The sequence below is a fragment of the Natrononativus sp. DTA114 genome (genome assembly GCF_059736515.1).
This window is the reverse complement of the sequence record NZ_JCASSN010000003.1, coordinates 1-26,298: the sequence shown is the minus strand read 5'-3', so window position 1 is coordinate 26,298 and position 26,298 is coordinate 1. Positions and strand designations below refer to the sequence as shown.

Genomic DNA, 26,298 nt, shown 5'->3' with positions numbered 1-26,298 from the left:
ACGCCCGCACTAACAGTCCTCGAGGACCGTCACGTCGACGCCGTGGTACAGGTAGGCGTTGTTGCCGTAGCCGTCCTGATTCCACGGGAACCGGTCATCCTCGAGCGTGAGTAGTCCGCCCTCGGCGTGGGCGACCTCGCGTGGCTGGCTCCGGCCGTGTTCGTCGGTCGCCCGAGAGACGAGCGTGTACTCCCCCGATGTCGGGTCCCAGCAGTAGCGGAACTGCCGCCAGCCGTAGGGGCCGAGATCCTCGCCGAAGAACTCGGCGTCGGCCCACGTCTCGCCGCCGTCGGTCGACACCTCGACGCGCTCGACCCGGTCGTCGCCCGCCCAGGCGACGCCGACGACCTCGATCCGACCGTCACCCTCCCGCGGTGAGACCGTCGCGTTCTCGCCAGGGTAGCCGATGAGCGACTTCACGAACTGGTCGTAGAGGTAGGGCGCGTACTCGAGTTCGCCGGCCGCTTCGGCGTCCATCTGCGCCTGCGTGTCGAACTCCGTGATCGACTCGCGTTCGTCGGGTTCCTGGCCCGCCGCGAGCATCCGGTACGAATCGTGTTGCCACTCGACGTAGTCCGCCCACGCCTCGCCGCCGTGCATCTTCTCGAGCACCGCCATCTCGGCGACCCACTTCACGCAGTTGTTGCCGAACCAGCCGGGGACGACGAGCCGAACGGGGGAGCCGTGATCCGGCGTCAACGGCTCGCCGTTCATCTCGTAGGCGAGGAGACAGTCCTCGAGGACCTTCTCCATCGGGATCGAGCGAGCGTAGACGTCCTCGCCGTCGGGATGTTCGCCCCCGGCGACCATGAGCCAGGTGCCCTCCGAGGTGTCCACCCCGGCGTCCTCGAGCACCGCCGACAGCGGGGTGCCGGTCCAGACAGTGGTGCCGACGGCCCCGGTCGTCCACTGTATACCGTCGACCGCGGGTTCGAAGGCCGCGCGGCCGTTGCCCGCACACTGCATCGTATGGGCGACGGACTCCGTCGGGAACGCCTCACGGAGCGCCGCCATCTCGAAGGTGACGGGGTCATCGAGGCCGAGTCCCCGAAGTTCGATCGACCACGCCTCGGCGTCGATCGCCGGCGTCGGGTAGTGGTTGCGGACGTAGTGTTCGGTGCGTTGCGTGCGGGCGGTCGCGAACGTCTCGCGGGAGACCGCCTCGGCGTTTTCGGGCTCGTACTCGAGCACTCGCAGCCCTGGATAGCGTTCCTGGAACGGCTCCTCCGCGTCCGCCGCGTATGGCTCCGGTGAGCCGTCGGTGCCGCCGCTCGAGGAGACGCCGCGGCCGGCGATGGCGACGCCGGCGAGGGCACCGGAGGCCATGAGAAACCGGCGGCGGTCGAGCAGCCGGCGGCGCGCGACGTCCGTCGACCGCCCAGGTCGGTCTGCGTCCGTCGAGCTAAGGTTCGGTGACATATCGGGAATAACCATCGGTATTTCGCCGACCGAGGACAAGGAACCGGTAGCGGAAGAGCCCGCCGGTAGCGGTGGCGGAGGCTTCTCGATCCCCTACTCGAGGGTCCGCTCCATCCGCACACATTCGAGTACCACCCCGCCGGTCGACTCGTGGTCGACCGCCTCGAGCCGCCGCCAGCCGTGGTGCTCGTAGAAGCCAACGGCGTTCTTCGAGGCGACGAGGGTGAGCCCCTCGAGGCTCGCCTCGCGGGCCGTCTCCTCGAGGTGCCTGAGAAGGGCGCGACCGACGCCCCGGCCGGCGTGGTCGGGGTGGACGTAGACGGCCTGCACCTCGCGCTCGTCACGCTGGAGGTGGCCGAAGCCGGCAATGCGGTCGTCTCGCGTCGCGACGACGAAGTGCGCGTCGGGGTCGTCGGTCGGGTAGCCCTCGGGGTTCATCCCCGCCGCCCAGGCGTCGACTTGCTCGGCGTCGTAGGCCGCCGCTCCCAGTTCGCGGATCGCTGCGACGTGAACGGAGACGAGGTCGTCGCCGTCGTCGGCTCGAGCGGACCGGATCGTGACCATAGCGAAGGGATGGCCGCGACGTTCAGGAACGTATCGGTCGTGCAGATCGACCTGTCGAACCGCCGAATCAGCTCCCGGCACCGGCGCTACCGACTGTTCCGTTCTCAGACGACCCGGTTATGAAGTTCGTCGCCGACCTCGAGCCGACTCACGTTCTCGCGGACGATCTCGCCCACGTCGCGGTAGTAGTCGCGGGTGTAGGCCGCGCAGTGGGGCGTGACGATCACCTCGTCCATCCCCCACAGCGGCGACTCCTCGGGCAGCGGTTCGGTCTCGAAGACGTCCAGCGCTGCCCCCGCGAGTTGCCCGGTCTCGAGGGCGTCGATCAGCGCGGCTTCGTCGACGAGTCCCCCACGGCCGACGTTGACGAAGGAGGCGTCGTCGCGCATGGCGTCGAACGTCGCGGCGTCGAAGAAGTGGTGGGTCTCGTCGGTCAACGGCAGCGTCGAGACGACGAACTCGGCGTCTTCGAGAGCCGTCTCGAGGTCCTCGGTCGCGTACACGTCCTCGAAACCCGGCACCGCCTCCGCCGAGCGGCGAACGCCGACCATCCGGACGCCGAGAGCGCCGACCACCTCTGCGACGCCCCGGCCGAGGGTTCCGGTGCCGACAACGCAGGCGGTGGTGCCGGGGAGCGTGAACGCCTCGTCCCAGGCCGGCCGCTCCCACCGGCGCTCCTGCTGGTTCGCGCCGTGGCGGTGCAGGCGCCGGGAGAAGGCGAGCAGGTAGCCCGCGACCGTCTCGCCGACGGTCCGGTCGTGGATCCCCGTGCTGTTGGTCAGAACGACGCCCCGCTCGTCGAACGTCTCGAGCGGGAACCGGTCGATCCCCGCCTGGATCGAGTGAACCCACGCGAGCTCGGCGAACGCATCGCGGTGTGCGAGGGTGACGACGGCGTCGCAGGCGTCGATTTCGTCGTCGGAGATCACGTCCACGCCGACCGGCAGATCGGTGAGCGAGTCGGCGAGTTCGGCCGGCGGGAACACCGCCGAGACGGAGTCGTGAACGCCGAGGCGCTGGATCGTCTGCTTCATGGCTGGCGCTACGCAGGAGTCGGTGTTGAACCTTCGCCCCGGCAGAAGGGCGGCTCGGGAAAAAGCCTCGTCACAAGGGGCTCAGTGGGGGTAACTGCTCGTCACCGCCGCCCGCTCCGGGGTACGGCCGCGGGCGGTTTCCGTCTGTCGTTTCAGCGCTCCCGCCAGCGCTCGAGGTCCCGCAACTCGTCGGCGACCCCCTCGACGTCCGCCGACTCGAGCGGGCCGCGCTCGGTAACGACCGCCGAGACGCAGTCGGCGGGCGTCACGTCGAAAGTGGGGTTCGCGACGTCGACGGGTGCGTCGCCGTCGTACACCGCCGTTCTCGAGCCCGACTCGAGGCTGTACTCCTCGCGGGCGGAGACTTTGTCGGTCGCGGTGACAACCGACACCGGAATCCCCTCGCGGGCGGCCGCGACCGCCAGCCCGCGGCTCCCGGCCTTGTTCACCACCGAGCCCTCCGGGAGGACGGTATCCGCGCCGATGACGACCCGGTCGATCTCTTCCCGGGCGAGCAAGTGGGCCGCCGCCGCGTCGGTGTGCAGCGTGACGGGAAGGCCGTCGGCAAGCGTCTCGGCCACGTCCACGCCCTCGCGACCGGGCCGAGATTCGGCGACGTACAGCCGGGAGAGGTCGCTCGCTCGGAGCGCCTCGAGCACCGTTCCCGACCGCGAGAGCGTCATGGCGGTTCCCGAGAGTCGCTTCGCTGCTTCGCTGGCCGCGGTTTCGTCGGCCTCGAGCGCTCGCTCGATTCCCGAGACGGTCGACTCGATGACGGCCGCCGCGTCCGGATTCGTATCGCCTCTTTCATCCCCTCCGGCGGTTGCCATCGCCCGGTTGACCCGGTTTCGGAGGACCGCCATCGACGGCCGAGCCTCGAGCAGCCGACCCGCGAGGGCGGTGAGTTCGTCCCACTCCTCGTCGACCGCTCCCGCCTCGGCGTCGGGGTCGTGGCTCTCTCGTTCGGCAACCAGCAGCCCCGCCCGGTCGCGAATGACCTCGAGCGCCCGTACCGACAGATATGCGGCCCCGTGTTCGTCATCGGCGGCGATCGACCGCACCGTCGGCGCGACGCGCTCGTAGGCCTCCCAGAGCCTCGGGACGGTGTCGTACTCCGTGAGCATCGCCGACGGCGGGACCCACTCGAGGGTGTCGTGTTCCTCGCTGAGGTCGACCTCGCGGGAGTCGCAGTCGAACAGATATGGGTGGACGACCCACTCGCGCTCGAGGTCGGGATCGCTCACGCGGACGGCTCGACTCGAGCGGACGAGCGAGACCGCATTTGCGAGCCCCGTCTCCTCTTCGATCTCCCGGCGGATCTGCTCGTCCGGCTCCCCCTCGGCGAAGCCGGAGACGCCGCCCCACCGCCCGGCGTAGCTTCCGACGGCGTCGCTCCGGCGCAACAGGAGCACCTCGCCGCGATTCCGGAGAAAGGCAGTGACGACGTGCGTCTCATCGTCCCCGTCCGCCTCGGTCGCACTCGAGTCCGCTCCCGACTCGTCCATGCTCGAGACGACGACCGAGAGGCGGGAATCGTTTTCGGACCGGCGGGATCGCCGGTGACGGTGCGCTTTTGACCCCGCTGGCCGACTCTCGAGTATGGAGCTACACGCAGTGGCGGACCTCCCGGAGATCCGCCCCGGCGACGACCTCGCCGCGCTGATCGCGGCCCGGGCGGATCTCGAAGACGGCGACGTCCTGACCGTCGCGAGCACGGTCGTCTCGAAGGCGGAGGACAGGGCGTTCGATCTGGCCGACTTCCCGGCGAGTCCGCGCGCCCGAGAGATCGCAACCCGGCTCGAGGAACTCACCGACGACGAGAAGGACCCGCGGTTCGCCCAGGCGGTACTCGAGGAGAGCACCGAACTCCTGATGGACGCCCCGTTCCTGCTCACCGAGACGCGGTTCGGCCACGTCTGCGTGAACGCGGGGATCGACCGCTCGAACGTCCCCGACCACGACCTGCTGCTGTTGCCGACGCGGCCGACCGAGAGCGCCGAACGGATCCGGAGCGGGCTCGCCGCCCACGGCTACGAGGACGTCGCCGTGATCGTCACCGACACCTGCGGGCGGCCGTTTCGCCACGGCCAGCGCGGAGTCGCCCTCGGCTGGGGAGGGATGCCCGCGAGCCGGGACTGGCGGGGCGAACACGACCGCGACGGTCGCGAACTCGGCGTCACCGTCCAGTCGGTGGTCGACGAACTCGCCTCCGCCGCGAACCTCGTGACCGGCGAGGGGGCCGACGGCACGCCCGCAGTGGTCGTCCGCGACTGGCGCTTCGGCGACCTCGAGGGCAGCGAGGAGCTGTTCCGGGAGGTCGAGACCGACTTCGTCCGCCACGCCCTCAGGGAGTGGGAGTACGAGCCATGACGGCGTCGGACTCGTTCACATGGGGGGTCGAACTCACCCCCGAACACCCACCCGACCGACTCGCGGCGCTGGCTGCCCGCGCCGAGCACGTCGGCTACGACGTCGCCTTCGCCAGCAGCCACTACTTCAACCGCGACCCGTTCGTCACCCTCTCGCGGATGGCCGACGCGACCGACGACATTCGACTGGGACCGGGGATCGTCAACCCCTACGAGAGCCACCCGGTGACGCTCGCGAGTCGCACCGCCACAATCGACGAGGTGAGCGACGGGCGTGCCGTTCTCGGAATCGGGGCGGGCGACCGCTCCGCGCTCGCGAACCTGGGGATCGAGCACGATCGGCCGCTCCGCCGGGTGCTCGAGTCCTTCTCGGTCGCCCGCGAGCTCTGGGCGGGCGAGACTGTCAATCACGACGGGACGTTCCGCGCAAGAGACGCCTCGCTCAACATGGAGCCGACCGAGATCCCGGTGTACGTCGGCGCCCAGGGACCGCACATGCTCCGGATGAGCGCGAAACACGCCGACGGGGTGCTGGTCAACGCCGCCCACCCCGACGACCTCGAGTGGGCCGCCGAGCAAGTGGCGGAGGGACTGGGCGAGCGCCCCGATGACCGCGGCCCCTTCGACGCGCTGGCGTTCGCGAGCGTGAGCGTCGCCGACGACGAAGCGGCCGCCCGCGAGGCCGCCCGTCCGCCGGTCGCCTTTATCGCCGGCGGGGCCGCAGAGCCGGTGCTCGAGCGTCACGACATCGACCGCGAGGCCGCTGGGGCGGTGAGCGAGGCGATCGAAGGGGGAGAGCTCGGTGAGGCGTTCGACCGGGTGACACCGGAGATGATCGACGCCTTCGCCGTCGCCGGCACGACCGAGACGGTTACGGAGCGGTTCGCGGCGATGGCCGACCACGTCGACGGCATCGTCGTCGGCTCGCCGCTGGGGCCGGACCTCGAGGACGCGATCGAGCGGGCGGGCGAGGCGCTCGCGGCGCTCGAGTAGGCGGTTCGCGTGGGAGAAAGGAAGATTACTCGAGGGAGACGAGACTCGTCGCCGCACCGAGCGTGAGATAGCCGAAGACGCCGAGGGAGAATACGATGAGAATCGTGCCGACGGCGACGAGCAGCGGCGCGAGGCCGTCGCCCATCGCGATGTCGGAGAAGTACTCGTTCATCTCGATGATGTTGTCCACGATGACGTTCAGCGGGACGGGTTCCATACGCGGGGGTTGTCACCCCGAGTACTTGGCCGTGCCGGTCGAGCGGGAGGAAAACGGTCTTCAGCGAGCCGACCGTAGCCCCGGGCGTGAGCGAGGACGCGACGCTCGAGGAGTTCCTGACCGAGGAGCCACCGGCGGCGGAAGTCGGCGAAGAGCACGACGAGACCGACTCCGACGAGGCGGTCGTCCCCGCGTCCCCGACCTACGGCTGGGGCGAGTACGTCTGCGCGGAGTGTGGCGACGCCGCGGAACGGGTCTGGATGCGCGAGAGCGGCGTCGTCTGTCCCGATTGTGTGGACTGGTGAGCCGAAACTCGCCGAACGACCGGCTCGCTGTACCGACCCCTCCCGAACATTTATAGCCCAGTCGGGACTCTGTACGGATGCAATGGCGAAAGGTACGGTTGCGTTCTTCAACGACACGGGCGGCTACGGATTCATTGAGACAGACGACGCGGACGACGACGTGTTCTTCCACATGGAAGACGTCGGCGGTCCCGACCTCGAGGAGGGCCAGGAGGTGGAGTTCGACATCGAGCAGGCCGACAAGGGCCCGCGCGCGACGAACGTCGAACGGCTATAGCAGGTTCGACTGCAGACACCGATTTTCCGATGGCCATCCGTCGAGCGGCGCCGCTGGTTCCCGTATCGCTGATTGCCGGCAGTGTGAGATATAACCGGTTCGACGTTGCAGGATTTCTATTGCGGGCGCTCGAGTGCGAGACCGGACACAGGCGCCGATGTTCGGCGGGGACGACACAAAACATATGTCAATCAGTCCCTGATGGCATACTAATGAGACGTGTGCTGAGAACGTTCCGCTGCACTGGCGTCACGCAATTTCATCAATGACCGACGCCAATCCGACATCACAGACGAGACGAGAGGACCGTTCCCCGCCGGTCGAGCCGCTTTCGGTCGACGACGTGGCAGCGCTCTCTGCGGAGGTCGAACGGAACGTCGGCGAGGTGATCGTCGGTCACGACGACGAGATCGAACACGTCGTGACGGCGATTCTCGCGCGCGGACACGTTCTGCTCGACGACGTCCCGGGCGTCGGCAAGACGATGCTCGCCCGATCGATCGCCACCTCGGTCGACTGCACGTTCCGGCGAGTGCAGTTCACGCCCGACCTGCTCCCCTCCGACATCACCGGCGTGAACGTCTTCAACCAGAAGAGCCGCGAGTTCGAGTTCCAGCCCGGTCCCGTCTTCGCCAACATGGTGCTCGGCGACGAGATCAACCGCGCGCCGCCGAAGACCCAGTCGGCGCTGCTCGAGGCGATGGAAGAACAGCAGGTCACCGTCGACGGGACGACCAGAGCGCTGCCGAACCCCTTTACGGTGATCGCGACCCAGAACGCGGTCGAACCGAACCGCACCTACGAGCTTCCGTTCGCCGAGGTCGACCGGTTCATGAAGAAACTCGAACTCGGCTACCCCGAGCCCGCCGAGGAGTCCGAGATGCTCGAGCGAACCGTCGGCCACCACCCGATCGAGGATCTCGAGCCGGTGACGGACCTCGAGACGCTCGTCTGCGCCCGAGAGACGGTCACGCAGGTGTTGGTCAAGGAGCCGGTTCGCGAGTACGCCACCAGACTGGTCGGCTACACCCGCGAGAACGCGACCATCGGCGCGAGTCCCCGCGGCACGATCGCCCTCCTGCGGGCGGCCCAGGCGCGGGCGGTTCTCGACGGCCGCGAGTACGTCATCCCCGACGACGTCCAGGCCGAGGCCCCGGTCGTCCTGAGCCACCGGATCAAGACCTCCTCGAGCGGCCGCGACCAGGACGGCGCCGCCGTCGTCGAGGACGCTCTGGAACGCGTGGGAGTGGACTGAGATGCGACTGACCAGACGGGGATGGGGCGTCGTCGGCGTCGTCGCGTTCTGTCTCCTGATGGGCGCGGTGTACGGTTCGCGGTCGTTGAACGCCGTGGTCGCCCCGCTGATCGTCGTGTTACTCGCGGCGTTCGTCACCGTCTACCGGGCCGAGAAGCCGCGGATCGATCGGCGCCCGCTCGAGGGCGGGTTCATCGGCGAAACCCGCACCGTCGGCCTCAGCCCGCGGGTCGCCGGTCCGACCGCCGCGGTCGTTCGCGACGCGGTCGGCGACGGCCTCTCCGCTCTCGACGGCGGGAACGTCGGCGAAACGACGCTCCACGACGGCGAACCCTACGAGTACGACGTTCGCCTCGAGTCCCGGGGCGAACGCGAGGTCGGCCCGCTCTCGGTCGCCGTCGGCGACCTGCTCGGACTCGCGGAGACGCGCTTTAGCTACGGCAGAACCAGTTCCGTGCTCGTCTACCCGCGAGTGTACGATCTCCACGGAGGAGCACGACACGACCTCCAGTTGCTGGCCGACGCGGTCCGCGACGCCGACCGCGAGGAGTTCGATCACCTCCGGGAGTACGCCCGCGGCGACTCCCTGCGGGACATCCACTGGAAGTCGGCGGCCAAACGGGCCGACGGCGAACTCGTCGTCAAGGAGTTCATCGCCGACGACGCCGTCGGAAACGCCGAGATCGCCGCCGAGTGCATTCCGGGGAAGGCGGACGAGATGGCCGCGGCCGTCGCCAGCATCGCCACCTATCTGCTCGAACTCGACATCGCCGTCGGTGTGAGCGTCTCCGAGGGCGCCAGGGCTCCCGATACGGGACAGCGCCACCACCACGATCTGCTGGCGCTGCTTGCGGTCGCCCGTGCGGGCGAGGTCGACGACCGGACGCGACGCCAGGCCGACATCCTGGTCCAGGCCGACGCGAACGGCGTCGTCGTCTGCGTCGACGAGTACGAGATTCCGTTCGAGCGGCTGTACGGCTCGAGTTCGCCGAAGCCCGCGGCCGCCGGTCGCTCGAAAGAGGCCGACAGGGAGGAGAAATCGCCGCCGCGGTCGGAGGTGGGCGCGTGAGCACCCCCGTCCGGGACCGAACGGTGTCGACGACCGTCGACGGCGTCATCGGGACCGACACGTTCCGGCTGCTGGCGCTGCTGGGCGTGCTCGTCCTGACGGCAGCGTACGTGAGCGTGCTCCAGGACGTGACCAGCGTCGTCGGCGGCACCCGGTCGCTGCTTCTGATCGTTCTCACGATGCTCGTCGCGGCGACGGTGCTCGCACACACGATCACGCCGCGAACCGCGACGGCGCTCGCAATCGCCGCGGGGGCGGTCGGCTTCGCGTACTACTTCAACACCACCGGTGCGGGAGCCCTCGTCGTCTTCTCGGCGGCCGACAAACTGCTGTCGGATACGATCGCCCTGGCGACCGGCCTGCCGCTGTTGCGGATGGTCGAAGCCGGCGTCTGGACACTCGGCTTCGCTCCGGCTCCGGTCTTTCTCTCGTGGTATCTCGCCCTCCGAGGGCGGTACACGCTGAGCGTCGTCGCCGGCGGCAGTGCGCTGCTCTTTCTCGTGCTCACCGGCGATTCGAGCGTCGGCATCACGCTGCTGGGCACCGTCGGCGCCGTCGCCGCCGTCGGCTTCGGCGAGCTCGAGCGCCGCGGCGGCTCGATCGTCCAGGTCGACCTGCTCGCGATCCTGTTCGCGCTGATGATCGTCCTCTCGATGTCGGTGACGCTGGTTCCCGGCGGGGCGAGCAACCCGACTCACCTGATCGAGGGTGAGGAGACCGACGGGACGCTCGAGGGCACGATCACCAGCGCCCCCGATCAGTCGGGGATCAGCGGCCAGGTCGATCTCTCACCGGAGGTCCGCTTTACCGCCACCGCGGAGGAAGAGACCTACTGGCGAACCGGCGTTTACGACCGGTTTACCGGCGACGAGTGGATCCGGTCCGGCCACGATACGCCGTACGACGGCGGGCTCGAGCGGCCGCCGGGCGAGTACGAAACCAACCGCCAGACGATCTACGTTCAGGATGACCTGAACGTAATGCCCGCAGCACCCCATCCGGTCGCCGTCGAGGGCGACGCTGCAGACCACACGGAGGTGAGCATGCACGGCCAGATCCGGCCGAGTACGCCGCTGATGGAGGGTGACGTCTACAACGTCGAGAGCGCCGTCGTCGAGCGCGATTCCGAGGCGTTGCGCGAGGCGGGAACCGACTACCCCGAGGAGGTGACCGATCACTATCTCCAGACGCCCGAGGGCACCTCGAGTGAGTTCGAAGCCGAGACGGCGGCGATCGTCGCCGACGCCGACAACCCCTACGACAAGGCCGACGCCATCGAGAGCCACCTGCGCTCCTCGAAGGGATACTCGCTCGATGTCGAACACCCGGGTGGCAACGTCGCCGAAGGGTTCCTCCTCGAGATGGACGAGGGCTACTGCGTCTACTTCGCGACGACGATGGTCCAGATGTTGCGGGCTGAAGACGTGCCCGCGCGCTACGCCGTCGGCTTCTCGAGTGGCCAGCAGGTCGACGACAACGAGTGGGTCGTCCGCGGACTCAACGCCCACGCATGGGTCGAGGTGTACTTCCCCGAGCACGGCTGGGTCACCTTCGAGCCGACCTCCGGCGACCGCGATAACGTCCACGAAGAGCGCCTCGAAGAGGCCCGCGAGGACGGCGAAGCGGACGTCGACGTAGACGGCAGCGAGGACGTTCCGCCGAGCGGCCTCGAGGAGGACGACGGCGAGAGCGACCCCGGAGAAGATCCCGGCAACGAGACGGAGAACGGTGAGACCAACGAGACCGAGAACGGCAGCGTGGGCGGTGAACCCAACGGCGGAGCGAACACCTCGCCGATCAACACGCCCCAGGACATCCCCGGGATCGAGGATCCCGGCTCCGTCGGCAACTTCACGCCTGACAACGAAACCGAGGGCGAGGACGGCGACGACGAGGAGTCGGTGACGCCCGCCGACGTCGCGATCGGACTCGCGCTGCTCGTCGGACTCGCCGCGGGTGCCCACCGAACCGGGCTGACCGCCCGCGCGAAACGCGAGGGGCGGCTCTACTGGCACGGATTCCGCGGGGAGCCCGCGGCCGACACCGAACGGGCCTACCGCAGACTCGAGATCCTGCTGGCCCGGGAGTACCGGCCGCGGCGTCGCTCGGAGTCGGTTCGCCAGTATCTCTCGGCGCTATCGGCCTACCGATCGCTCGACGACCGTGCGGTTCGCGTCGGCGAACTGTACGAACGCGCCGAGTACGGCGCTGGCGTCGATCGCGAGGAGGCAGAGGAGGCGGTCGAGGCGGTCAACAGTATGGTCCGTCGACGGCTCCCGCTCGTCGGTCGACGGTGGCAGTAGCCTGTCTTAAAATAAATCGACGGCCAGCCTGAGGGTCCCGATAGTGTTTAATATGCCCATTTCGTACCATCGGACGTAATGTCGGAAGTCTGCTCGACGTGCGGGCTGCCCCAAGAACTCTGCGTCTGTGAAGACGTCGCAAAGGGTCAGCAGCAACTCACCATCCGCATTGACGAGCGCAGATACGGTAAGGAGGTAACGATCATCGAAGGATTCGACCCGAAGGACGTCGATCTCGACAGCCTTTCGTCGGACCTGAAATCGAAGTTCGCCTGTGGCGGTACCGTCGAGGACAGCCACATCGAACTCCAGGGCAACCACACCGGCCGCATCGAGGATTTCCTCCGAGACCGCGGCTTCAACGTCGCCTGATCCGATGATCTGAGATCGCCTCCACACGGCGAGTTCTCGCCACCGACTATTTTTATGATCGAAACCCGCCCCAGCACTCGCGATCGGCGTGCGGACCACGGACCGGTGCTCTAGCGCAGACGTCAGAACGGCGCGTCCGGCCCGTCCGTCGACTCGGTTTCGCCGTCGCTCGAGGCCAGTTCGTACGTCTCCGCCCACTCGTCCAGCCCGCCGGCCATGCTCTCGACGGTGGCGTCGGCCGCCCCCTCGTAGGAGCCGATGAGACGGGCGGCCTGGACGCTCGCCTTTCCGTGCGGACAGACCGTGACGACCCGGTCTGCGTCCTCGAACTCCTCGATCCGGGCGGGGAGTTCGTTGAACGGGACGTTTTCACTGTCGGGAATGTGTCCCCGCTCGAAGCTCATCGAGTCGCGAATATCGACGATCCGGACGTCGGCGCCCGACTCGAGGAGGTCGGAGACGTCGTCGGTGGATATCTCGCCGTCCATGGGCGCGAGGTTGGGACGCGAGGCGAATAAGAACATCGGGACTGCGCGACGCCTGCCCCCTTACAGCAGGCCGTCCTCCTTCGCCAGCAACAGGCCGTCGATCGTCGCGTCGTTGGCCGGCCCCTCCCGGGCGCGCTCGAGTGCGTCTTCGACCGGCACCGGCCGGACCTCGATGAACTCGTTGCCGTCGAGGTCGCGCTCGCCCGGTTCGAGGCCGTCGGCGTAGACGATCGCCCGCTCGTGACGGAGCACTCCGGTCGCGACCCAGTACTCCTGGAGTACGGCGAGGCTCGAGGGGATAAGGCCGGTTTCCTCCTCGAGTTCGCGCGCGGCGGCCTCGGTGTAGGACTCGCCGTCCTCGACGATCCCCGCGGGGAGTTCGAGGTGGGTTTCGCGGATCGCGGGCCGGTACTGCTCGACGAAGATCACCTCGTCGTCGGTGCGGGCGACGATCACGACCGCCGGTGGCAGTTCGGCCCAGTAGTAACGCTTCTCGCTTCCATCGGGTTGTTCGACCAGGTCGTAGCCGCCGTCGTACCAGTCGGTTTCGTACTCGGTGACCGAGTCGCGGATCGGCCACCCCTCGGAGCCGTCGTCACTCATCTGTTTCGGACGACTCTGTGAGTTCGAGACGGTAGTAGCTACCGTCTTTCTCGATCCAGACCGTGTCGCTCTCGACGGCGTCGGCGTTCCAGATCTGGAACTCGCTGAACTCGTCGAACGGCGTGTGCGTGAACGACTCCTTGAACCCGAACCGGCCCTCCTCGTAGGAGTCGGAGGCGCCCTCCTCGAGCGCCTGAGTCGTGTACGGGAACCGGTTCTCCGAGATGTTCTCCGCGGCGATCGTTTCGGTGTCCCCGTCTACGTCATCGACCTCGTGGGCGACGACGTAGTGGGTGTCGCCGCCGCCGAGCAGCGAGGGCAGCGCTCCTAACGCGAGCAGGACGACGAGGGGGACGAGCAGGATCAGCAGGTACCGCGTTCGCATCGGCTAGAACTCGGGACCGGGGGCGCATACGCGTTTCGTGTGGGCAGCGGGGGCCGCCGAAGCCGCACCGTCGTCCTACAGCGACTCTCGGTAGAGCCGCCCGAACGCCTGTCGGCGGAGGGTCGCGACGGCGGCGTCCTCCTTCTCGTGAAACGTCGCGGCCACTGCCTCGCCGTCGGGACCCGCGTGCCAGACGACGCTGTCGACGTTCTCGTTGCCGACCGCGGTCACCTCGCCGTCGTAGCCCTCGAGCCAGCGTTCGTACTCCTCGCGCGTGCCGACGTGGACCTCGAGCAGGCTCGCAAAGAGGGCGTCGTGTGCGGTGTCGACGACGTCGTCGGATACCCGGTCGCCGTACTCCGCGCGGTCGAACTCCATCGCGCGCGCCGTCTCGCGGACGACAGTACTGGCCGCCGTCGCGACCGAATCGTACCGCTCGCGGGCGTCGTCGATCGAATCGGGTGCGAACGCTCCCACCGTGTGCATACTCGGCTCCTCGGTCGGCGGGCAGTTACGCGTTTTCGTTCCCGTCGGCGTCGCCCTCCCGGCGCTTCCGGGTGAGTTCCTGTGCTTCCTCGAGAACGCGGGCGGTCTCCTCGGTCATCGAGCCGCGACCGCCGTGGCGGCTCTGTCTGGCGATCTCGGTCTCGAGCGAGGGGGCGCCGCCGCCCTCAGTCGCGAACTCCGGTGTCTCGGTCTCGAGGGCGTACTCGCGGACGGTGTCTGCGAGCTCCTCGGGTCCCTGGTCGGACCACTCCGGCGCGTACTCCGCGAGCCACTCCTCGTGATCCGTGCGGCCGAGCGAGGCGGTGATCGCGAGGTGGTTCGCGAGGTGGACCGCGTCGGCCTGTTCGGCGTCACAGACCGGGCAGGCGTATCCCATGGGCGCCGTTACGGAGGCCAGCGGTAAAACGGCCACGTCCGGCCACGGAAAAAGCGGCTGCGGACGCAGGCCGAGCCCGTTCACCGCACAGGCCACTTACCCACCTATGGGCGACACACCAGACGAGGCGATCGCCGGTCGATCGGTCCCGCCGCGGCTGTTCCGCACGCTCGCGGCCGCCGAACGTCGACGCGTGCTGACAGTGCTCACCGAAACCGGCGGCCCGCTCGAGCGCGACGAGTTCGTCGACGCCGTCTCGAAGCGACTCGACAACGGGGCGTCCCGCGAGGAGCTTCGAGTCGACCTCACGCACGTCCACCTGCCCGCGCTCGCCGACGAGAGGCTCGTCGAGTGGGAGCCGGAGTCAGGAACGGTCGCGCCGACGGCGGCTAGCGCGGCGCTCGAGATCCTCGAGGAGTGAGCCCGGATCACCGCACCGCCCGAATCATGACGAGGGCGTCCTCACCGTCGTCGTAGTAGCCCGGAATCCGCCGCAGCGAGTCGAATCCGAACTCGCGGTAGAGCCGCTGTGCGGCGTCGTTCGACCGGCGGACCTCGAGTTTTACCGAGTGTGCCCCGCGACTGGCGAGAATCTCCAGGGTGCGGCCGAGCAGCGCCGACCCGATACCGCGCCCTCGCCGCCCGGGGTGGACTGCGATGTCCTTTATGTGGCCGATGTTTCGACCGTAGCTCGAGTTCAGGTCGGCGACGACGTAGCCCGCAATCTGGCCCGTCGGTTCGGTCGCGACCAGAAATCCGGGCTCGGCGAGGAACTGTTCGAACGCCTCGTAGGGCCAGGGCTGGGGAAACGAGGCGTCCTCTATCCGCATGATCGCCAGCAGGTCGGCACGTTCGGTCCGCCGGATAGTGAGTTCGTCACCCGGCTCCGCTGCAGGCGAGGTCACGTACACGACTAGCACGCTGAGATATAAAAGCGATATGCGTCGGTTCGTATACCGATACTGTCGGCTGTCCCTGTTTCCCGGCGGACCACAGAACGGGTCGCGAGCCCCGGAACTGACGACAGTACAGAGGGGGCACAGACGCTACAGGGGCTCGAGTCGAGCGATCTCCTCGTCGGACCAGTCGTAGTAGTGGCGGTCGGTCGTCTCGAGAACGGTCACACACTCGTTGTAGCGAGCGCGCGCCTCGTCGGCCAGCGGGTCGTCGGGGTTCTCCTCGATCCACTCGCGGAGATCCTCGAGCGCCTTCGGCGAGTAGGTGTCCATCCGGTCCTGGTGTCTGAGGATCTCGACCTTGCGCCCTTCCTGGCGCAGCGTTCGAACGAGCGCCCAGCCTGCGACGCCCCAGAAGGCGAGCAGCGTGAACGAGAGCACGGCGATCACTTCGCCGGTGAGCGCCATCAGTCGTCACCCCCCGGCACTTCGGCCGTCTCCGGGCGGCCGCCGCGGCCCTCGACGATCGACATGATCGCGTAGCCGATGATCGGGAACAGCACGATGACGAGCATACCGCCGATCATCTCGGGGCTGCCGAAGTTCTCGACGGCGAAGTACGCCATGATGAAGATCATTACGGCGGGGATGACGAACTTGATCACGGGGTTCCACCACTTCCCGACGTAGATCCCCGCGTTCTGGTTGACCGCGAGCAGGCGAAGCCGCTCGGGGCCGAGCACCCAGCCGATGATGCCGATGATCGCGAGCGTCGCCAGCGGCAGCCCCCAGTTGGCGAAGATGACGTCGAGGAAGTCGAGGATATCGACGGAGTAGGCGCTGGGCAGTCCGAGCAGCCAGATGCCGCCACAGACCGCGAGAACCGTCTGCGTGCGATCGAGTCGCGTCTCCTCGGCGACCGTCGTCACGCTCACCTCGGTGATGAGCAGCCCCGAGGTGTACGCCGCGAGGAAGAAGCCGCCGAAGAACATGATCGCGACGATTCCACCGAGGGGGATCTCGGGGAACACCTGCACGAGCGAGATGAACGTGAGCGCCGGCCCCTCGTCAGGAGCGACGCCGACCGCGAAGACGATCGGGAAGATCGCGAGCGCCGCGAGGACGCCGATGCTCGACTCGCCGATGGCGGTGAAGACGCCGCCACCGAGGGGGACGTCGTCGTACTCCCGGAGGTAGCTCCCGACGGTAAGGGCGATCCCCCAGCCGAGGCCGGTCGAGAACAGTGCCTGCCCGAGCGCGGCGATCCAGGTGTCGCTGTAGCCGAGGAACTCCCACTCGACCGTGAACGCGAACGCGAGGCCGTCGGTCGCTCCCGGCAGGGTGAGGCCGCGTATCGTCATGATGACGAGCGCGATCACCAGCGCGGGCACCGCGTAGACGACGACGCGTTCGACACCCCGTCGGATACCCAGGATGAGAACCGCCGCAATACTTCCCATCACCACCGTGTGCAGGCCGATGACGAGCGCCGAGTTCGCGAACATGGCGCTCATGAACGGTTCGGCCTCGAAACCGGGCTGAGTGAACGTAAACAGCAGCGAGTGGACCGCGTAGTAGAGGGTCCAGCCGATCACCGAGGAGTAGTACGACATCAGCGCGATGTTCACCAGCAAGACGACGACACCTAATCCGACCAGCCCGCCGGGTCCGACGACGTCGCGGAACGCGCCGATGACGCCCTTGTTCGTGTAGCGCCCGAGTGCGACCTCGGCCATCAGTCCCGGAACTGCGAGCAGCATCAGGAGGACGAAAAACGCAACGATGAACGCCCCGCCACCGTTGTCGCCCATCACGTACGGGAACCGCCAGATGTTCCCCGCGCCAACCATGGCGCCGATCATTGCCATCAGGAAACCGAACCGGGAACCCCACTCGGCTCGAGCCGTTTTCGCCTCTACGTCTGCCATCGTCGATCAGTTCAGTCTGTCAACAGCCAGCGTGGTATACGTTACCGTTCCTCCACGAGAGTTGACCAGTTAATCGACTGTTACTGACCCACGAGCCAGTTCCCTCCGAACCGCGCCGCTCGATTCGAGAACGGAACGACCCTGATAGTGACGGGAGAACGGCTTCACGGGCTCGAAACCTACCCCTCGAAGTGACCTCTCCAGTCGAACTCGAGTTCAAACTTCGCGACGGCCCCTGTGCGTTCATCACCGCCTCCGACGCTGCGGGGTGTACGATCCGCGGCGAGGAGGTCATCCACCGATCGGACGACACCCTCCTCGAGTACTTCACGGCGACCGGTGCGCCGCAAGACGCCGTCCTCGAGGCGTTCAGGGCCGACCCCCACGTCGAGAGCGTCCGTCCGCTCAGGACGACGGCCCAGGGCGATTTCTACCAGGTCGTCGTTACGGGCCCGTGCGTCGCAGCGACGCTCGCCGACACGGAGGCCGCCATCCGGTCCGCCGTCGCGGTCGACGGCGTCGCGACCGTCCTCGCCGACGTTCCGGTCCACGCCGACGCGAGCGACGTGATCGACACCTTCCTCGAGCGTCACCCGGCTGCGGAGCTCTCAGCGAAGCGCACTGCCAGCGGGCGGCTACCCGGCATCGCCGCGGCCGACGGGCCGGCGCTCCTGGACTCGCTGACCGACAAACAGCGACGCGCGCTCCGGACGGCCAGCGCGAGCGGCTACTTCGACTGGCCCCGCGAGAGTACGGCAGCGGAGTGTGCGACGGCCCTCGGCATCTCCCAGCCGACCTTCAGCCAGCACCTGCGACGCGCAGAACAGAAACTGGTCGACTCGCTGTTCGAGGCGACGGCGGGCGAGTGCATCTCCGCGGGCGACTAATGAGTATAGGCAGTGCGCTTAGGCGATCGAGACGGATACTGACAGTATCCCGTCGGGACGGGCCCGACGGCACACAGCTCGATCATGGCCCAGGCACGACCAGCAGTGACACGACAACGATTGAAAAGAACGGACGGCGGCTACGAACACGCCTCGCTCAGCACCGCGATCGTTCTCGAGATCGCGGATCGGTCCGGGAGAGCCGTTACCGATCTCCCGACGCTGTACGATACGATCAATCCGGAAGCACTCGACCGCATTGCCGTGAGCGGCGACGGTCACCCCGTTTCGATCTCCTTCGAGTACGCCGGCCATCGGGTCGACGTCACCGGCCGCGAGTTCGAACTCCGGCCGGCGGACGAGAACCGCTAACGGCCCCAACACCCCCTACTCGGCCGGAATCGCGCCGATATCGAACTCCTCGGTGAGCGACTTCAACTCGTCGAGGGCGTCCTGTTCTTCGCGCAGGTTCTCCTCGAGCAGATCGGCCGCCTCGTCCAGCCCCAACTGATCCGCCAGCGGAATGAGGTTGCCGTAGGCGGCGATCTCGTAGTGTTCGGTCTTCTCGGCGGCAGCCATGTTGTGGTAGTCGAGGACGTCCTGGTCGGGGTCGCTCTCGAGGAAACCTTCGTACTCTTCGATCAACCCTTTGATCCCCTCGCACTCCTCTTTCTCGGGTGGCTCGCCGAACAGGTCGAACACCTCTTCGAGTCGGTCGATGTGCCCCTGCGTTTCCTCGCGGTGCTCGGCGAACGCCTGGGCGATCTCCTCGCGGTCGGTGTGTTCCTCGAGCGTCTCGAGGGCTTCGAGGAGTTCGTGCTCCGCGTGATAGATGTCTTCGACGCCGTGCTCGAACAGATCCTGAATCGTGTCTGTGCTCATCGGTTCCACCGTCGCCCGCTTCACCAGACACCGACAAACAGGGTTGGCCTGCGACGGCAGGCACTCGCGTAATCGGGGGACGTGACGGCGATGCGAGTCGCTACTCGAGTTCGTCGTCGACTCTGTCCGCGTGTTTCTGCAGGTCGGCCGCGAGCATCCGGGCCTGCGTCGGCGTGAGCTGGAACTCCTCCATGTGGGCGGGCAGGTTCGTTTCGGTCATGTTGTCGAGTTCGCACTGGAGGCGAACGCAATCGGGGTCCTCTCGGTCGGCGGTCGCGTTGAGTACACCCTCGGCACGCTCCTCGAACTCGTGACCCGTCGCGACGGCGTCGACGAGATCGAGGGTCGTGTACGCGTTGACGCGCAACAGTCGGTCTGTCATTGCTCGAGGCAGGCCACGGAGATACTTGAGCGCCGCGGCTTCCGAACGCGCCGTTTCGGCGGCTTCGAATCGCGCTCAGTCATCCGACGTGATCGGGGTGCCGTCGGCCCGGGCGGGTGCCGTCGGCCCGGGCGGGTGCCGGACTGGCCTCGAGGTCGTCCTCCTCGGCGTAGGGGTACCAAGTCCGTTTCGTGTTGTGCATGAACGGGTCCTCGTAGCTCGTCTCCTCGGGTTCGATTAGCGCGGCCAGTTCCTCGTCGTCGCGGGCGGCGACGAACTCTCGAAAGCTCTCTGTGCCCGATCGTTCGGCCACGAAGTTCTCGAGCAGATTCTTGATCGCTCCCGGAACCTCGTCGACCGGGACCCGTTCTGTCACCCAGGAGGCGAACTGCGGGTTCTCGCCGAGGCCGCCGCCGAGGCCGATGTCGAGCGCCTCGACCGGCTCGCCGTTCTTGCGCGTCTTCATCCCGCGCAGCGAGACGTCGGCGATCTGAGGCTGGGCACAGGAGGCGGTACAGCCCGAGAGGTGGATGTGGAAGTCCTCGACGCCCTCGGGGAGGGAGACGTTCTCGACCAGCCAGCGCGAGAAGCGCACCTGGCGGTTCTTCGTCTCCACGATCGAGAGTGAACAGAACTCGGTGCCGGTGCAGGCGATCGAACCGCGCTGGAACGGATGGGGGTCGGGGCTGTACCGGTCGAAAACGTCGTGGGCGAGCAGGTCATCGACAGCCTCCTCGGGAACGTCGGTCAGGATAATATTCTGGCGCTGGGTGAGGCGCACCTCGCCGGAGCCGTACTCCTCGGCCAGGTCGGCGATCTCGAGGGTTTCCTCGGCGCCGATCCGGCCGACGAGGACGTTCAGCCCGACGTAGTCGTTCCCGTCGGCCTGCTCGTGGACGCCGACGTGATCGTGCTTGCCGTCGGCCTCGCCCGCGTTGTAGCTGTACGCCGATCGGAGGTCCTCACCGGCGGTCTCGAGTTCGAACTCGACGTACTCCTCCTGAAGCACCCGCCGAACTTTCTCGGGACCCCACTCGTCGACGAGGAACTTGATCCGGGCGTTGTAGCGGTTCTCCCGGTCGCCGTGGTCCCGGAACAGCGCCGAGATGCCGGCGGCGACGTCGACCGCTCGCTCGGGGGTGACGAAGACGTCGATGTTCCGGGCGAAGCGTGGCTCGTTCCGAGCCAGGCCGCCGCCGACGCGGACGTTGTAGCCAGTTACCGTCTCGCCGTCTACCTCCTTCTCGGCCGGTTCGAACGCCAGGTCGTTGATGTCGCCCTGGCCGCAGCCCTCGTCACAGCCCGTCACCGACACCTTCCACTTCCGGGGCAGGTTCGAGTGCGCGTCGTTTCGCTTGAACCGATCGTGAAGGTCGTGGGCCAGCGAGAGCGCGTCGACGTGCTCGTGTCTGTCCTTGCCGGCGACCGGACAGCCGACGATGTTGCGCCAGGAGTCCCCGCAAGCCTGAACCGTCGAGAGGCCGACGGACTCGAGGCGCTCAAAGATCTCGGGGACCTCCTCGAGACGAATCCAGTGCAGCTGGATCGCTTGCCTGGTCGTCACGTCGATCCAGCCGTTGCCGAACTCGGGGTTTTCCGCGGGACCGGTCGAGAACTCCCGCGCGATCTCGCCGATCTCGCGGAGCTGTCCCGGCTCGAGGACCCCGTTCGGCGGGCCGATCCGCATCATGAAGTAGCTCTCCTGGCCGGCGCGCTGGTGGTACAGTCCGTACCACTTGAACCGCTCGAACCAGGCGTCTTTCTCGTCGTCGGGGATCGACTCCCAGCCGGCGTCGGCGATGCGTTCGATCTCGGCCCGGATATCGGTGCCGTAGAGTTCGTCCTTCCACTGCTCGACGTCGCTTGGCATTCTTGTCCGCCGCTACGGACGACACCCATAAACCGCCGCGCGTCGCGTCAGTTCTCCCCACCTCTCGGTCCTCCCGGCCGTATTTGCCGGCCCGGATCGAGCAACGATCAGACCGACCCCTCGAGCGTCGACTGGACGTTGTACGGCCCGTACGGGCTGAACTCGCCGTCGACGATCCGGCCGACCGGTAAGCGGTCGATCGTCTCCCGTTTCCCGCAGTCGAGACACTGCCCGATCGTTCCGGCGACGACCGTCGAGCCGTCGACGCCGACGTCGGTGAAACCCTCGAGCAGAACGTGTGCGGGCGCACACGCACAGAAGTCGCCCCGAGAGAGCGTCCAGACGTCGCTGACGCCTACCTCTCGACTGTCGTCGACGCTGATCCACGCCCCGTCGTCGAGCGTTCGCAGTGCGATTACCATGGCCTCGCTTCGGCCTGGGACGGCCTCCCTCCGTCGGCCCGTGCAATCGTTACCGGCCTCGAGACGCCCCCGACCGGAGAAATCGAACGACGGGAGTTGATTCGAGCCACGCGGTGCATCGGAGGTAGCGGCAACCGATTCCGGGAGGCTCGAGCCCGGGTAGGGTTTGCTCCCGTAGCGTCGCTTATGCGGCTCTCAGCGAAAGGGAGAGTAGATTCATGACCGACGCGAAACGGACCCGACTCGGCGCACGCCAGCACGTCTCGGCGGACGTCGCCCCCGAACTGTACACGGAGGAACGCGACCGATGACGGAGACTCCAGAGTCCGTCCCCGATCACAGCGGCGAGGACGAACGCGACGACGCCCACCTTAGAGAGGTCGAGGCCGGCGCCGGCTGTACCGAAATCTGGGAACACCTGGCCGAGCATCGCGAGGAGTGACGGCGGTGACGCGAAGCGCCCGCACCGCACGAGAGGGTTTTTGCCGTCGACCACCCTATTACGCACAATGACTGAGGAGTCTCCCGACGGCCGTACTCGAGACGGAACCGGTCGGGATCGCCCGATCCCGACGGACCGCGAGTCTCCCGTCGGCGCACCGGTTATCCGGGGTGACGAGTCGGTTACCGGGCGCCACGCCAGGGATGCGGTCCAGTTCGATCCGTCGGACCCGGAGAGTCTCGCCGAGGCGGCCGAGATCGTCCGCCAGTTCGCCGGCGGCACCGTCGACGACAACCTCTACATGCTCCGCGGTGCGGCCGCCTGTGCGGCGCTCGTCCGCGGCGAGGGCTCCTACAAAGCCGCAGCCGAGCGCGCGAGTCACAGCGCCGACGGCGAACCCGCCGAGGAGGTCACCGTCTCTTTCATCCGAAAGTGGGCGCGCGTTCACGATCTGCCGCGATCGGTACGCCGACAGGTCGCGCTCGGCCACATCGCCCCCTCCGCCGCAAAGCACATCGCTCGCGTCGGCGGAACGATGCGACTCCTGCTCGCGTGGGCAACGATCGACAACGATCTCACCGTCCGGGAAGTTCAGCGGACCGCAAGCGCCGTCAACGACGGCATTCCGATCGAGGACGCACTCGCTGAGCAAGGTATCAGACTCGGACAGTTCGAAATCACCCTCCCACAGGCGGCCTACCGCGACCTGCGACGGGAAGCCTCGCTCGAAGGCCTCGAGCCTGGCGAAATCGTCGCCGACGCGCTCGCGGAGTACTTCGAGTAACGCCGACTACGGCCGGGAGAGGAACGTTTCTGCGGCTCGAGCCAGCCCCTCGCGAGCCGTACGTACCTCTTTCCAGTCGATCGACTCGTCGGGGAAGTGCGCCTGCTCGATATCGCCCGGGCCGAACACCACTGTTGGAATGCCCGCTGCCACGTAGTGACGGCTGTCCGCACCGTAGGTCGCTCCTTTCGGTGTCGTTCTCTCGAGACCCGTCGCCGCCATCGCTCGCTGGACCGCCCGGACGACCGGCGCGTCGGGATCGGTTTCGGCCGCCTCGAACTGGATCGAAAACCGCTCGAACGTCGGCGGATGGGCCTCGAGCCACTCGTCCGCTGCGACGACCGTTTCGAGGCGCTGTTGGAACTCCCGTTCGACCGACTCGACGGATTCGCCGGGCGCAACCCCGATCCGGATCTCCGCGACGAGTTCGTCCGGTACCGACGAGGCCCACCGTCCCGCCTCGACGGTGCCGAAATTTACCGGCCAGGGGTTCGGGAACTCCTCGTACAGCGGGTGGGTGACCCGCTTCGCGCGCTCGGCCTCGAGATCCAGAAACGCCCGTCGGATCCGCTCGAAGTGCGGAAGAACCGACTCGCCGCGCCAGCGGGTCGCCGCGTGGGCCGCCCGTCCCTCGAGTCGAAGCCGTTTCATCACACTGCCTTCCGTCGCCGTCACGGGTCGGAGCGAGGTCGGTTCGGCGACGATCGCCGCGTCTCGCTCGAAGGGGTACGGGTTCGACAGCGCCGCGGCGGCCGCACCGATCCCGCCCTCTTCCTCACCCGCAACGCTCTCGACGACCAGCCGTCCGTCGAGGTCGCGGTCGCCCGCCGCGACCTGCCGGGCCGCGAACACGCACGCGGCCAGCCCCGACTTCATGTCTGCCACGCCGCGAGCCGTCACGCGGTCGTTCGCCTCGTCCCAGCGAGGCTCGAACGGGTCGCCGCTCCAGCCACGGCCCGCCGGCACCACGTCGACGTGACCGTTCAACACGAGCGTCGGCCCGGCCGCGGGGTCGCCGAACTCGAGGACACCCCCCACGCTCGGCCGGTCGGCCGCATCGATTTCCGCCGGATCGTCCGGAAACGATGGATGGCCAGCCAGCAACTCCGGATCGGCCTCCCACTCGTAGGTCTCGAAGCCGAACGACTCGAGGCGTTCACGAATCCACGCCTGTGCCTCGGCCTCCGCACCGGCCGTCGTTTCGAATCGACAGAGTTGCTCGACGAACAAGCGCAGTTCCTCGTCCAGGGAATCACCCGGTTTCGGCTGTGTCATAGGCGTACTCTCGAGTGACGCCACTAAAACACCGCTGAAGAAAGAAACGTTTAACCGCGACTCCCCAAAAGATGGTAGTACAGGGCCGGTAGCTCAGTCCGGCAGAGCGTCTGGCTTTTAACCAGACGGTCGCGTGTTCAAATCGCGCCCGGCCCGCTTCTCGCCGCGAGCACATTCGCGAGCGGCGAGCATCGGAACCGGTGGGATTTGAACGCAGGGAGGTCGCGCGCAACGGAGTGAGCACGTCCGACCGTGTGTTCAAATCGCGCCCGGCCCGCCTCTGCGAGGAACGAACGTGACGAGCGAAGCGACCAACGATTTGAAAGGGACCAGAAAGCGCAACGAAGCAAGCGATTCTGAGCGGGGTTCACGGTCACGCCCGGCCCACAGACACTAAAAGCGACGGCTCGAGAGACAGAGAGCGTCCGCTCGAACCGAGACGCCAGCGATAAAATTCGACTACTGGCCGCGATTAGCCCCGAACCGGCATGAACGCCAGTCCGGCGATCAGAGACACCGTTACCAGCGACAGCACGACAACCCACCAGAGGCCGTGGATCTGCTCGTTGTACTCCTCGACATCCGCATGTTGCTGCTCGAAGCTGTCGACATCTTCGGTCAGGTACGCTTGTCCCTCCGACGGGATGTAGACGCCGAACTCCTCGCCGTCGATCGTCACGGTCTGGCCGCTCTCGAGGTCGTGCTCGGTGATCTCCTCGCCCTCGTACTCGATGGTGACCGTTTCAGCCGAGAGGTCGGTCACTTCACCTTCGACGACCTCCTCGCTTTCGGCATCGAAGAATTCGATCGAGTCACCGACCTCGTAGGTCTGGCCGTCGATCTCGTCGAAGTCCTGGATCGGGATCGCAGTGAGTTCGTCGTCGCCATCGTCGACGATGACGTACTGGCCATCCTCGAACTCCTCGACCTGATACTCGTCCTCGTCGTAATCCTCGATGAGGGTGAACGATTCAGGCTGAGCTTCCTCGTCCTCCGGGGACTCGGTGTCGTCCTCAGCTTCCTCGCCGTTCTCGGCTTCCTCACCGTTCTCGGCTTCCTCGCCGTTCTCGGCTTCCTCACCGTTCTCGGCTTCCTCGCCGTTCTCGGCTTCCTCGCCGTTCTCGGCTTCCTCACCGTTCTCGGCTTCCTCACCGTTCTCGGCTTCCTCGCCGTTTTCTTCGGTTTCGTTCTCCTCGTCTTCAGCCTCGTCGGGCTGGTTTATCATCACCGTGTACTCGGTCCCTTCCTCCTCGAGTTGGACCGTGTCACCATCGCTCCACTCGGCCTCGAGGATCGCAGAGTCGTTGACGAACTCGAGCGTGCCGCCCTCAGCGGTCAGCTCGGAGACGTTGTACGTGCGGTCGTTCACCGTAAAATCGTCGCCGACCTCGAGTTGGTGGTCGGCGTCCGCCTCGTCGATCGTCACTTCTGGAGACTCCGCGGTCGCGATCACGCCGTACGCGCCCGCAGCGACGACCAGGAACAGGACGGTATAGATGGCCCCTGCTCGAAATTGCATGTGTGAGGCGTAGTCCGCGCGTCGTATAACGGTTACTAAGTTCTCGAGCCCAGCATCGAGCGCCGTCTTCCCGCGGTATCGAGAATCGAGCGTTCGTACTGCTCGTCCGAGCCGGAGAACGGGTACTCGAAACGACAAACGGAGTCGAATACGTTTCAGAAGTTATCGCGTGGTCCGAACCGGCGAAGGGCAACGGTCGACCGGCGAGAGCCATCGCTCGCGAGGACAGATCGTAGGTAAAAGCCAAGGGCCGGATTTGAACCGGCGGTGGGCGGCTCTGCAGGCCGCTGCGTTCGGCCGGACTCTGCCACCTTGGCGCGACTCGAGGTAGTTACTGCTGGCGTTTAAGCATAGCGGTACGCCCCGATGGAGCGCGGTTGCTCTTCGGGTGTGGTGTAATGGCCCCTGGGTGGCGGTCGCGGTGTGGTGTGGCTGTGGTGCGTCCGCTGTGGGGCGTGAAAGTGTAGTATGAGTG

At 67.1% G+C, this 26,298-nt stretch carries 32 protein-coding genes and 2 tRNA genes; 14 read left to right on the top strand and 20 right to left on the bottom strand.

Translation table 11 applies throughout. The features are described from left to right. Window positions 1-9 precede the first annotated feature (9 nt). The 4 genes from AC6I6S_RS09990 to AC6I6S_RS09975 all read right to left on the bottom strand — a co-directional run bounded on the left by AC6I6S_RS09990 (window position 10) and on the right by AC6I6S_RS09975 (window position 4,522). Window positions 10-1,419: a sulfite oxidase gene (locus AC6I6S_RS09990; protein ID WP_497949850.1), complete on the bottom strand. Its 1,410-nt coding sequence runs from the start codon at window positions 1,417-1,419 to the stop codon at window positions 10-12. Window positions 1,420-1,512: 93 nt separating this feature from the next. Beyond that, on the bottom strand, window positions 1,513-1,983 hold the full coding sequence (locus tag AC6I6S_RS09985; protein WP_497949849.1) for a GNAT family N-acetyltransferase: 471 nt from the start codon (window positions 1,981-1,983) through the stop codon (window positions 1,513-1,515). A 104-nt stretch (window positions 1,984-2,087) separates the two neighbouring features. Beyond that, entirely contained in the window at window positions 2,088-3,017 is a 930-nt protein-coding gene (ddh, locus tag AC6I6S_RS09980; protein ID WP_497949848.1) for a D-2-hydroxyacid dehydrogenase, read from the bottom strand. A 152-nt stretch (window positions 3,018-3,169) separates the two neighbouring features. Further along, entirely contained in the window at window positions 3,170-4,522 is a 1,353-nt protein-coding gene (locus tag AC6I6S_RS09975; RefSeq protein ID WP_497949846.1) for an eIF2B alpha/beta/delta subunit family protein, read from the bottom strand. Window positions 4,523-4,616: 94 nt separating this feature from the next. On the opposite strand from AC6I6S_RS09975, the gene AC6I6S_RS09970 reads away from it, so the two are divergent. Together AC6I6S_RS09970 and AC6I6S_RS09965 are read left to right on the top strand one after the other, a co-directional pair. Beyond that, window positions 4,617-5,387 (top strand): coenzyme F420-0:L-glutamate ligase, encoded by a 771-nt coding sequence (locus AC6I6S_RS09970; protein WP_497949844.1) that lies wholly within the window; start codon window positions 4,617-4,619, stop codon window positions 5,385-5,387. Then, window positions 5,384-6,379, top strand: coding sequence for a 5,10-methylenetetrahydromethanopterin reductase (locus tag AC6I6S_RS09965; RefSeq protein ID WP_497949843.1), 996 nt, complete (start codon window positions 5,384-5,386; stop codon window positions 6,377-6,379). The genes AC6I6S_RS09970 and AC6I6S_RS09965 overlap by 4 nt, the downstream gene beginning before the upstream one ends. A gap of 25 nt (window positions 6,380-6,404) precedes the next feature. Here the strand turns inward: AC6I6S_RS09965 and AC6I6S_RS09960 are convergent, their stop codons facing one another. Next, window positions 6,405-6,596, bottom strand: coding sequence for a DUF8024 family protein (locus AC6I6S_RS09960; protein WP_497949842.1), 192 nt, complete (start codon window positions 6,594-6,596; stop codon window positions 6,405-6,407). 86 nt (window positions 6,597-6,682) lie between these two features. On the opposite strand from AC6I6S_RS09960, the gene AC6I6S_RS09955 reads away from it, so the two are divergent. From AC6I6S_RS09955 to yciH, 6 genes are all read left to right on the top strand, one after another. Next, window positions 6,683-6,901, top strand: coding sequence for a DUF7573 domain-containing protein (locus AC6I6S_RS09955; RefSeq protein ID WP_497949841.1), 219 nt, complete (start codon window positions 6,683-6,685; stop codon window positions 6,899-6,901). Between the two features lie 82 nt (window positions 6,902-6,983). Next, window positions 6,984-7,178, top strand: a complete 195-nt coding sequence (locus AC6I6S_RS09950; RefSeq protein ID WP_207591961.1) for a cold-shock protein — start codon at window positions 6,984-6,986, stop codon at window positions 7,176-7,178. Between the two features lie 265 nt (window positions 7,179-7,443). Then, window positions 7,444-8,433: an AAA family ATPase gene (locus AC6I6S_RS09945; RefSeq protein WP_497949839.1), complete on the top strand. Its 990-nt coding sequence runs from the start codon at window positions 7,444-7,446 to the stop codon at window positions 8,431-8,433. A gap of 1 nt (window position 8,434) precedes the next feature. Further along, a complete protein-coding gene (locus AC6I6S_RS09940; RefSeq protein ID WP_497949838.1) occupies window positions 8,435-9,502 on the top strand; it encodes a DUF58 domain-containing protein in 1,068 nt (355 codons plus the stop codon). Beyond that, a complete protein-coding gene (locus AC6I6S_RS09935) occupies window positions 9,499-11,805 on the top strand; it encodes a transglutaminase TgpA family protein (protein WP_497949836.1) in 2,307 nt (768 codons plus the stop codon). Before AC6I6S_RS09940 ends, AC6I6S_RS09935 begins: the two co-directional genes overlap by 4 nt. A 78-nt stretch (window positions 11,806-11,883) precedes the next feature. Beyond that, on the top strand, window positions 11,884-12,177 hold the full coding sequence (yciH, locus tag AC6I6S_RS09930; protein ID WP_497949835.1) for a stress response translation initiation inhibitor YciH: 294 nt from the start codon (window positions 11,884-11,886) through the stop codon (window positions 12,175-12,177). 122 nt (window positions 12,178-12,299) lie between these two features. Here the strand turns inward: yciH and AC6I6S_RS09925 are convergent, their stop codons facing one another. The 5 genes from AC6I6S_RS09925 to AC6I6S_RS09905 all read right to left on the bottom strand — a co-directional run bounded on the left by AC6I6S_RS09925 (window position 12,300) and on the right by AC6I6S_RS09905 (window position 14,536). After that, window positions 12,300-12,665 (bottom strand): rhodanese-like domain-containing protein, encoded by a 366-nt coding sequence (locus AC6I6S_RS09925; RefSeq protein WP_497949833.1) that lies wholly within the window; start codon window positions 12,663-12,665, stop codon window positions 12,300-12,302. Between the two features lie 60 nt (window positions 12,666-12,725). Further along, window positions 12,726-13,268 (bottom strand): NUDIX hydrolase, encoded by a 543-nt coding sequence (locus AC6I6S_RS09920; RefSeq protein ID WP_497949832.1) that lies wholly within the window; start codon window positions 13,266-13,268, stop codon window positions 12,726-12,728. Then, window positions 13,261-13,653: a hypothetical protein gene (locus tag AC6I6S_RS09915; RefSeq protein WP_497949831.1), complete on the bottom strand. Its 393-nt coding sequence runs from the start codon at window positions 13,651-13,653 to the stop codon at window positions 13,261-13,263. The genes AC6I6S_RS09920 and AC6I6S_RS09915 overlap by 8 nt, the downstream gene beginning before the upstream one ends. Before the next feature lie 75 nt (window positions 13,654-13,728). Beyond that, window positions 13,729-14,139: a DUF5809 family protein gene (locus tag AC6I6S_RS09910; RefSeq protein ID WP_497949830.1), complete on the bottom strand. Its 411-nt coding sequence runs from the start codon at window positions 14,137-14,139 to the stop codon at window positions 13,729-13,731. 25 nt (window positions 14,140-14,164) lie between these two features. Next, a complete protein-coding gene (locus AC6I6S_RS09905) occupies window positions 14,165-14,536 on the bottom strand; it encodes a DUF5810 domain-containing protein (protein ID WP_497949828.1) in 372 nt (123 codons plus the stop codon). 106 nt (window positions 14,537-14,642) lie between these two features. Here AC6I6S_RS09905 and AC6I6S_RS09900 point away from each other — a divergent pair, with 106 nt between their 5' ends. Then, a complete protein-coding gene (locus AC6I6S_RS09900) occupies window positions 14,643-14,957 on the top strand; it encodes a DUF7344 domain-containing protein (RefSeq protein WP_497949827.1) in 315 nt (104 codons plus the stop codon). 7 nt (window positions 14,958-14,964) lie between these two features. Here the strand turns inward: AC6I6S_RS09900 and rimI are convergent, their stop codons facing one another. The 3 genes from rimI to AC6I6S_RS09885 form a co-directional block, all read right to left on the bottom strand. Beyond that, on the bottom strand, window positions 14,965-15,441 hold the full coding sequence (gene rimI / locus AC6I6S_RS09895) for a ribosomal protein S18-alanine N-acetyltransferase (RefSeq protein ID WP_497949826.1): 477 nt from the start codon (window positions 15,439-15,441) through the stop codon (window positions 14,965-14,967). A gap of 141 nt (window positions 15,442-15,582) precedes the next feature. After that, on the bottom strand, window positions 15,583-15,900 hold the full coding sequence (locus tag AC6I6S_RS09890; RefSeq protein WP_497949825.1) for a DUF8026 family protein: 318 nt from the start codon (window positions 15,898-15,900) through the stop codon (window positions 15,583-15,585). Next, the gene (locus tag AC6I6S_RS09885) at window positions 15,900-17,360 is read right to left on the bottom strand and encodes a sodium-dependent transporter (protein ID WP_497949823.1); all 1,461 of its coding nucleotides are present in this window, start codon (window positions 17,358-17,360) and stop codon (window positions 15,900-15,902) included. Before AC6I6S_RS09885 ends, AC6I6S_RS09890 begins: the two co-directional genes overlap by 1 nt. Window positions 17,361-17,551: 191 nt before the next feature. On the opposite strand from AC6I6S_RS09885, the gene AC6I6S_RS09880 reads away from it, so the two are divergent. Beyond that, the gene (locus AC6I6S_RS09880) at window positions 17,552-18,247 is read left to right on the top strand and encodes a helix-turn-helix domain-containing protein (RefSeq protein ID WP_497949822.1); all 696 of its coding nucleotides are present in this window, start codon (window positions 17,552-17,554) and stop codon (window positions 18,245-18,247) included. 120 nt (window positions 18,248-18,367) lie between these two features. Continuing rightward, entirely contained in the window at window positions 18,368-18,619 is a 252-nt protein-coding gene (locus tag AC6I6S_RS09875; protein WP_497949821.1) for a HalOD1 output domain-containing protein, read from the top strand. A 15-nt stretch (window positions 18,620-18,634) separates the two neighbouring features. Here AC6I6S_RS09875 and AC6I6S_RS09870 read toward each other — a convergent pair whose 3' ends face one another. The 4 genes from AC6I6S_RS09870 to AC6I6S_RS09855 form a co-directional block, all read right to left on the bottom strand. Next, on the bottom strand, window positions 18,635-19,129 hold the full coding sequence (locus tag AC6I6S_RS09870) for a DUF892 family protein (protein ID WP_497949820.1): 495 nt from the start codon (window positions 19,127-19,129) through the stop codon (window positions 18,635-18,637). 100 nt (window positions 19,130-19,229) lie between these two features. Continuing rightward, window positions 19,230-19,511, bottom strand: coding sequence for a DUF6360 family protein (locus tag AC6I6S_RS09865; RefSeq protein WP_497949818.1), 282 nt, complete (start codon window positions 19,509-19,511; stop codon window positions 19,230-19,232). A 79-nt stretch (window positions 19,512-19,590) separates the two neighbouring features. After that, entirely contained in the window at window positions 19,591-21,381 is a 1,791-nt protein-coding gene (locus AC6I6S_RS09860) for a nitrite/sulfite reductase (protein ID WP_497949816.1), read from the bottom strand. A gap of 107 nt (window positions 21,382-21,488) precedes the next feature. Further along, on the bottom strand, window positions 21,489-21,803 hold the full coding sequence (locus tag AC6I6S_RS09855; RefSeq protein ID WP_497949815.1) for a DUF8134 family protein: 315 nt from the start codon (window positions 21,801-21,803) through the stop codon (window positions 21,489-21,491). 307 nt (window positions 21,804-22,110) lie between these two features. On the opposite strand from AC6I6S_RS09855, the gene AC6I6S_RS09850 reads away from it, so the two are divergent. Both AC6I6S_RS09850 and AC6I6S_RS09845 read left to right on the top strand, forming a co-directional pair. Beyond that, entirely contained in the window at window positions 22,111-22,245 is a 135-nt protein-coding gene (locus tag AC6I6S_RS09850; protein ID WP_497949814.1) for a DUF8595 family protein, read from the top strand. A 67-nt stretch (window positions 22,246-22,312) separates the two neighbouring features. After that, the gene (locus AC6I6S_RS09845; RefSeq protein WP_497949812.1) at window positions 22,313-23,029 is read left to right on the top strand and encodes a DUF7119 family protein; all 717 of its coding nucleotides are present in this window, start codon (window positions 22,313-22,315) and stop codon (window positions 23,027-23,029) included. A gap of 6 nt (window positions 23,030-23,035) precedes the next feature. Here the strand turns inward: AC6I6S_RS09845 and AC6I6S_RS09840 are convergent, their stop codons facing one another. Beyond that, on the bottom strand, window positions 23,036-24,304 hold the full coding sequence (locus AC6I6S_RS09840) for an ArgE/DapE family deacylase (protein WP_497949811.1): 1,269 nt from the start codon (window positions 24,302-24,304) through the stop codon (window positions 23,036-23,038). Between the two features lie 82 nt (window positions 24,305-24,386). Here AC6I6S_RS09840 and AC6I6S_RS09835 point away from each other — a divergent pair. Further along, window positions 24,387-24,460, top strand: a tRNA-Lys gene (locus AC6I6S_RS09835). A 316-nt stretch (window positions 24,461-24,776) separates the two neighbouring features. On the opposite strand, the gene AC6I6S_RS09830 is transcribed toward AC6I6S_RS09835, so the two are convergent. Together AC6I6S_RS09830 and AC6I6S_RS09825 are read right to left on the bottom strand one after the other, a co-directional pair. After that, window positions 24,777-25,823, bottom strand: coding sequence for a DUF8231 family protein (locus tag AC6I6S_RS09830; RefSeq protein ID WP_497949809.1), 1,047 nt, complete (start codon window positions 25,821-25,823; stop codon window positions 24,777-24,779). A 241-nt stretch (window positions 25,824-26,064) separates the two neighbouring features. After that, window positions 26,065-26,140, bottom strand: a tRNA-Cys gene (locus tag AC6I6S_RS09825). Window positions 26,141-26,298: the final 158 nt, after the last annotated feature.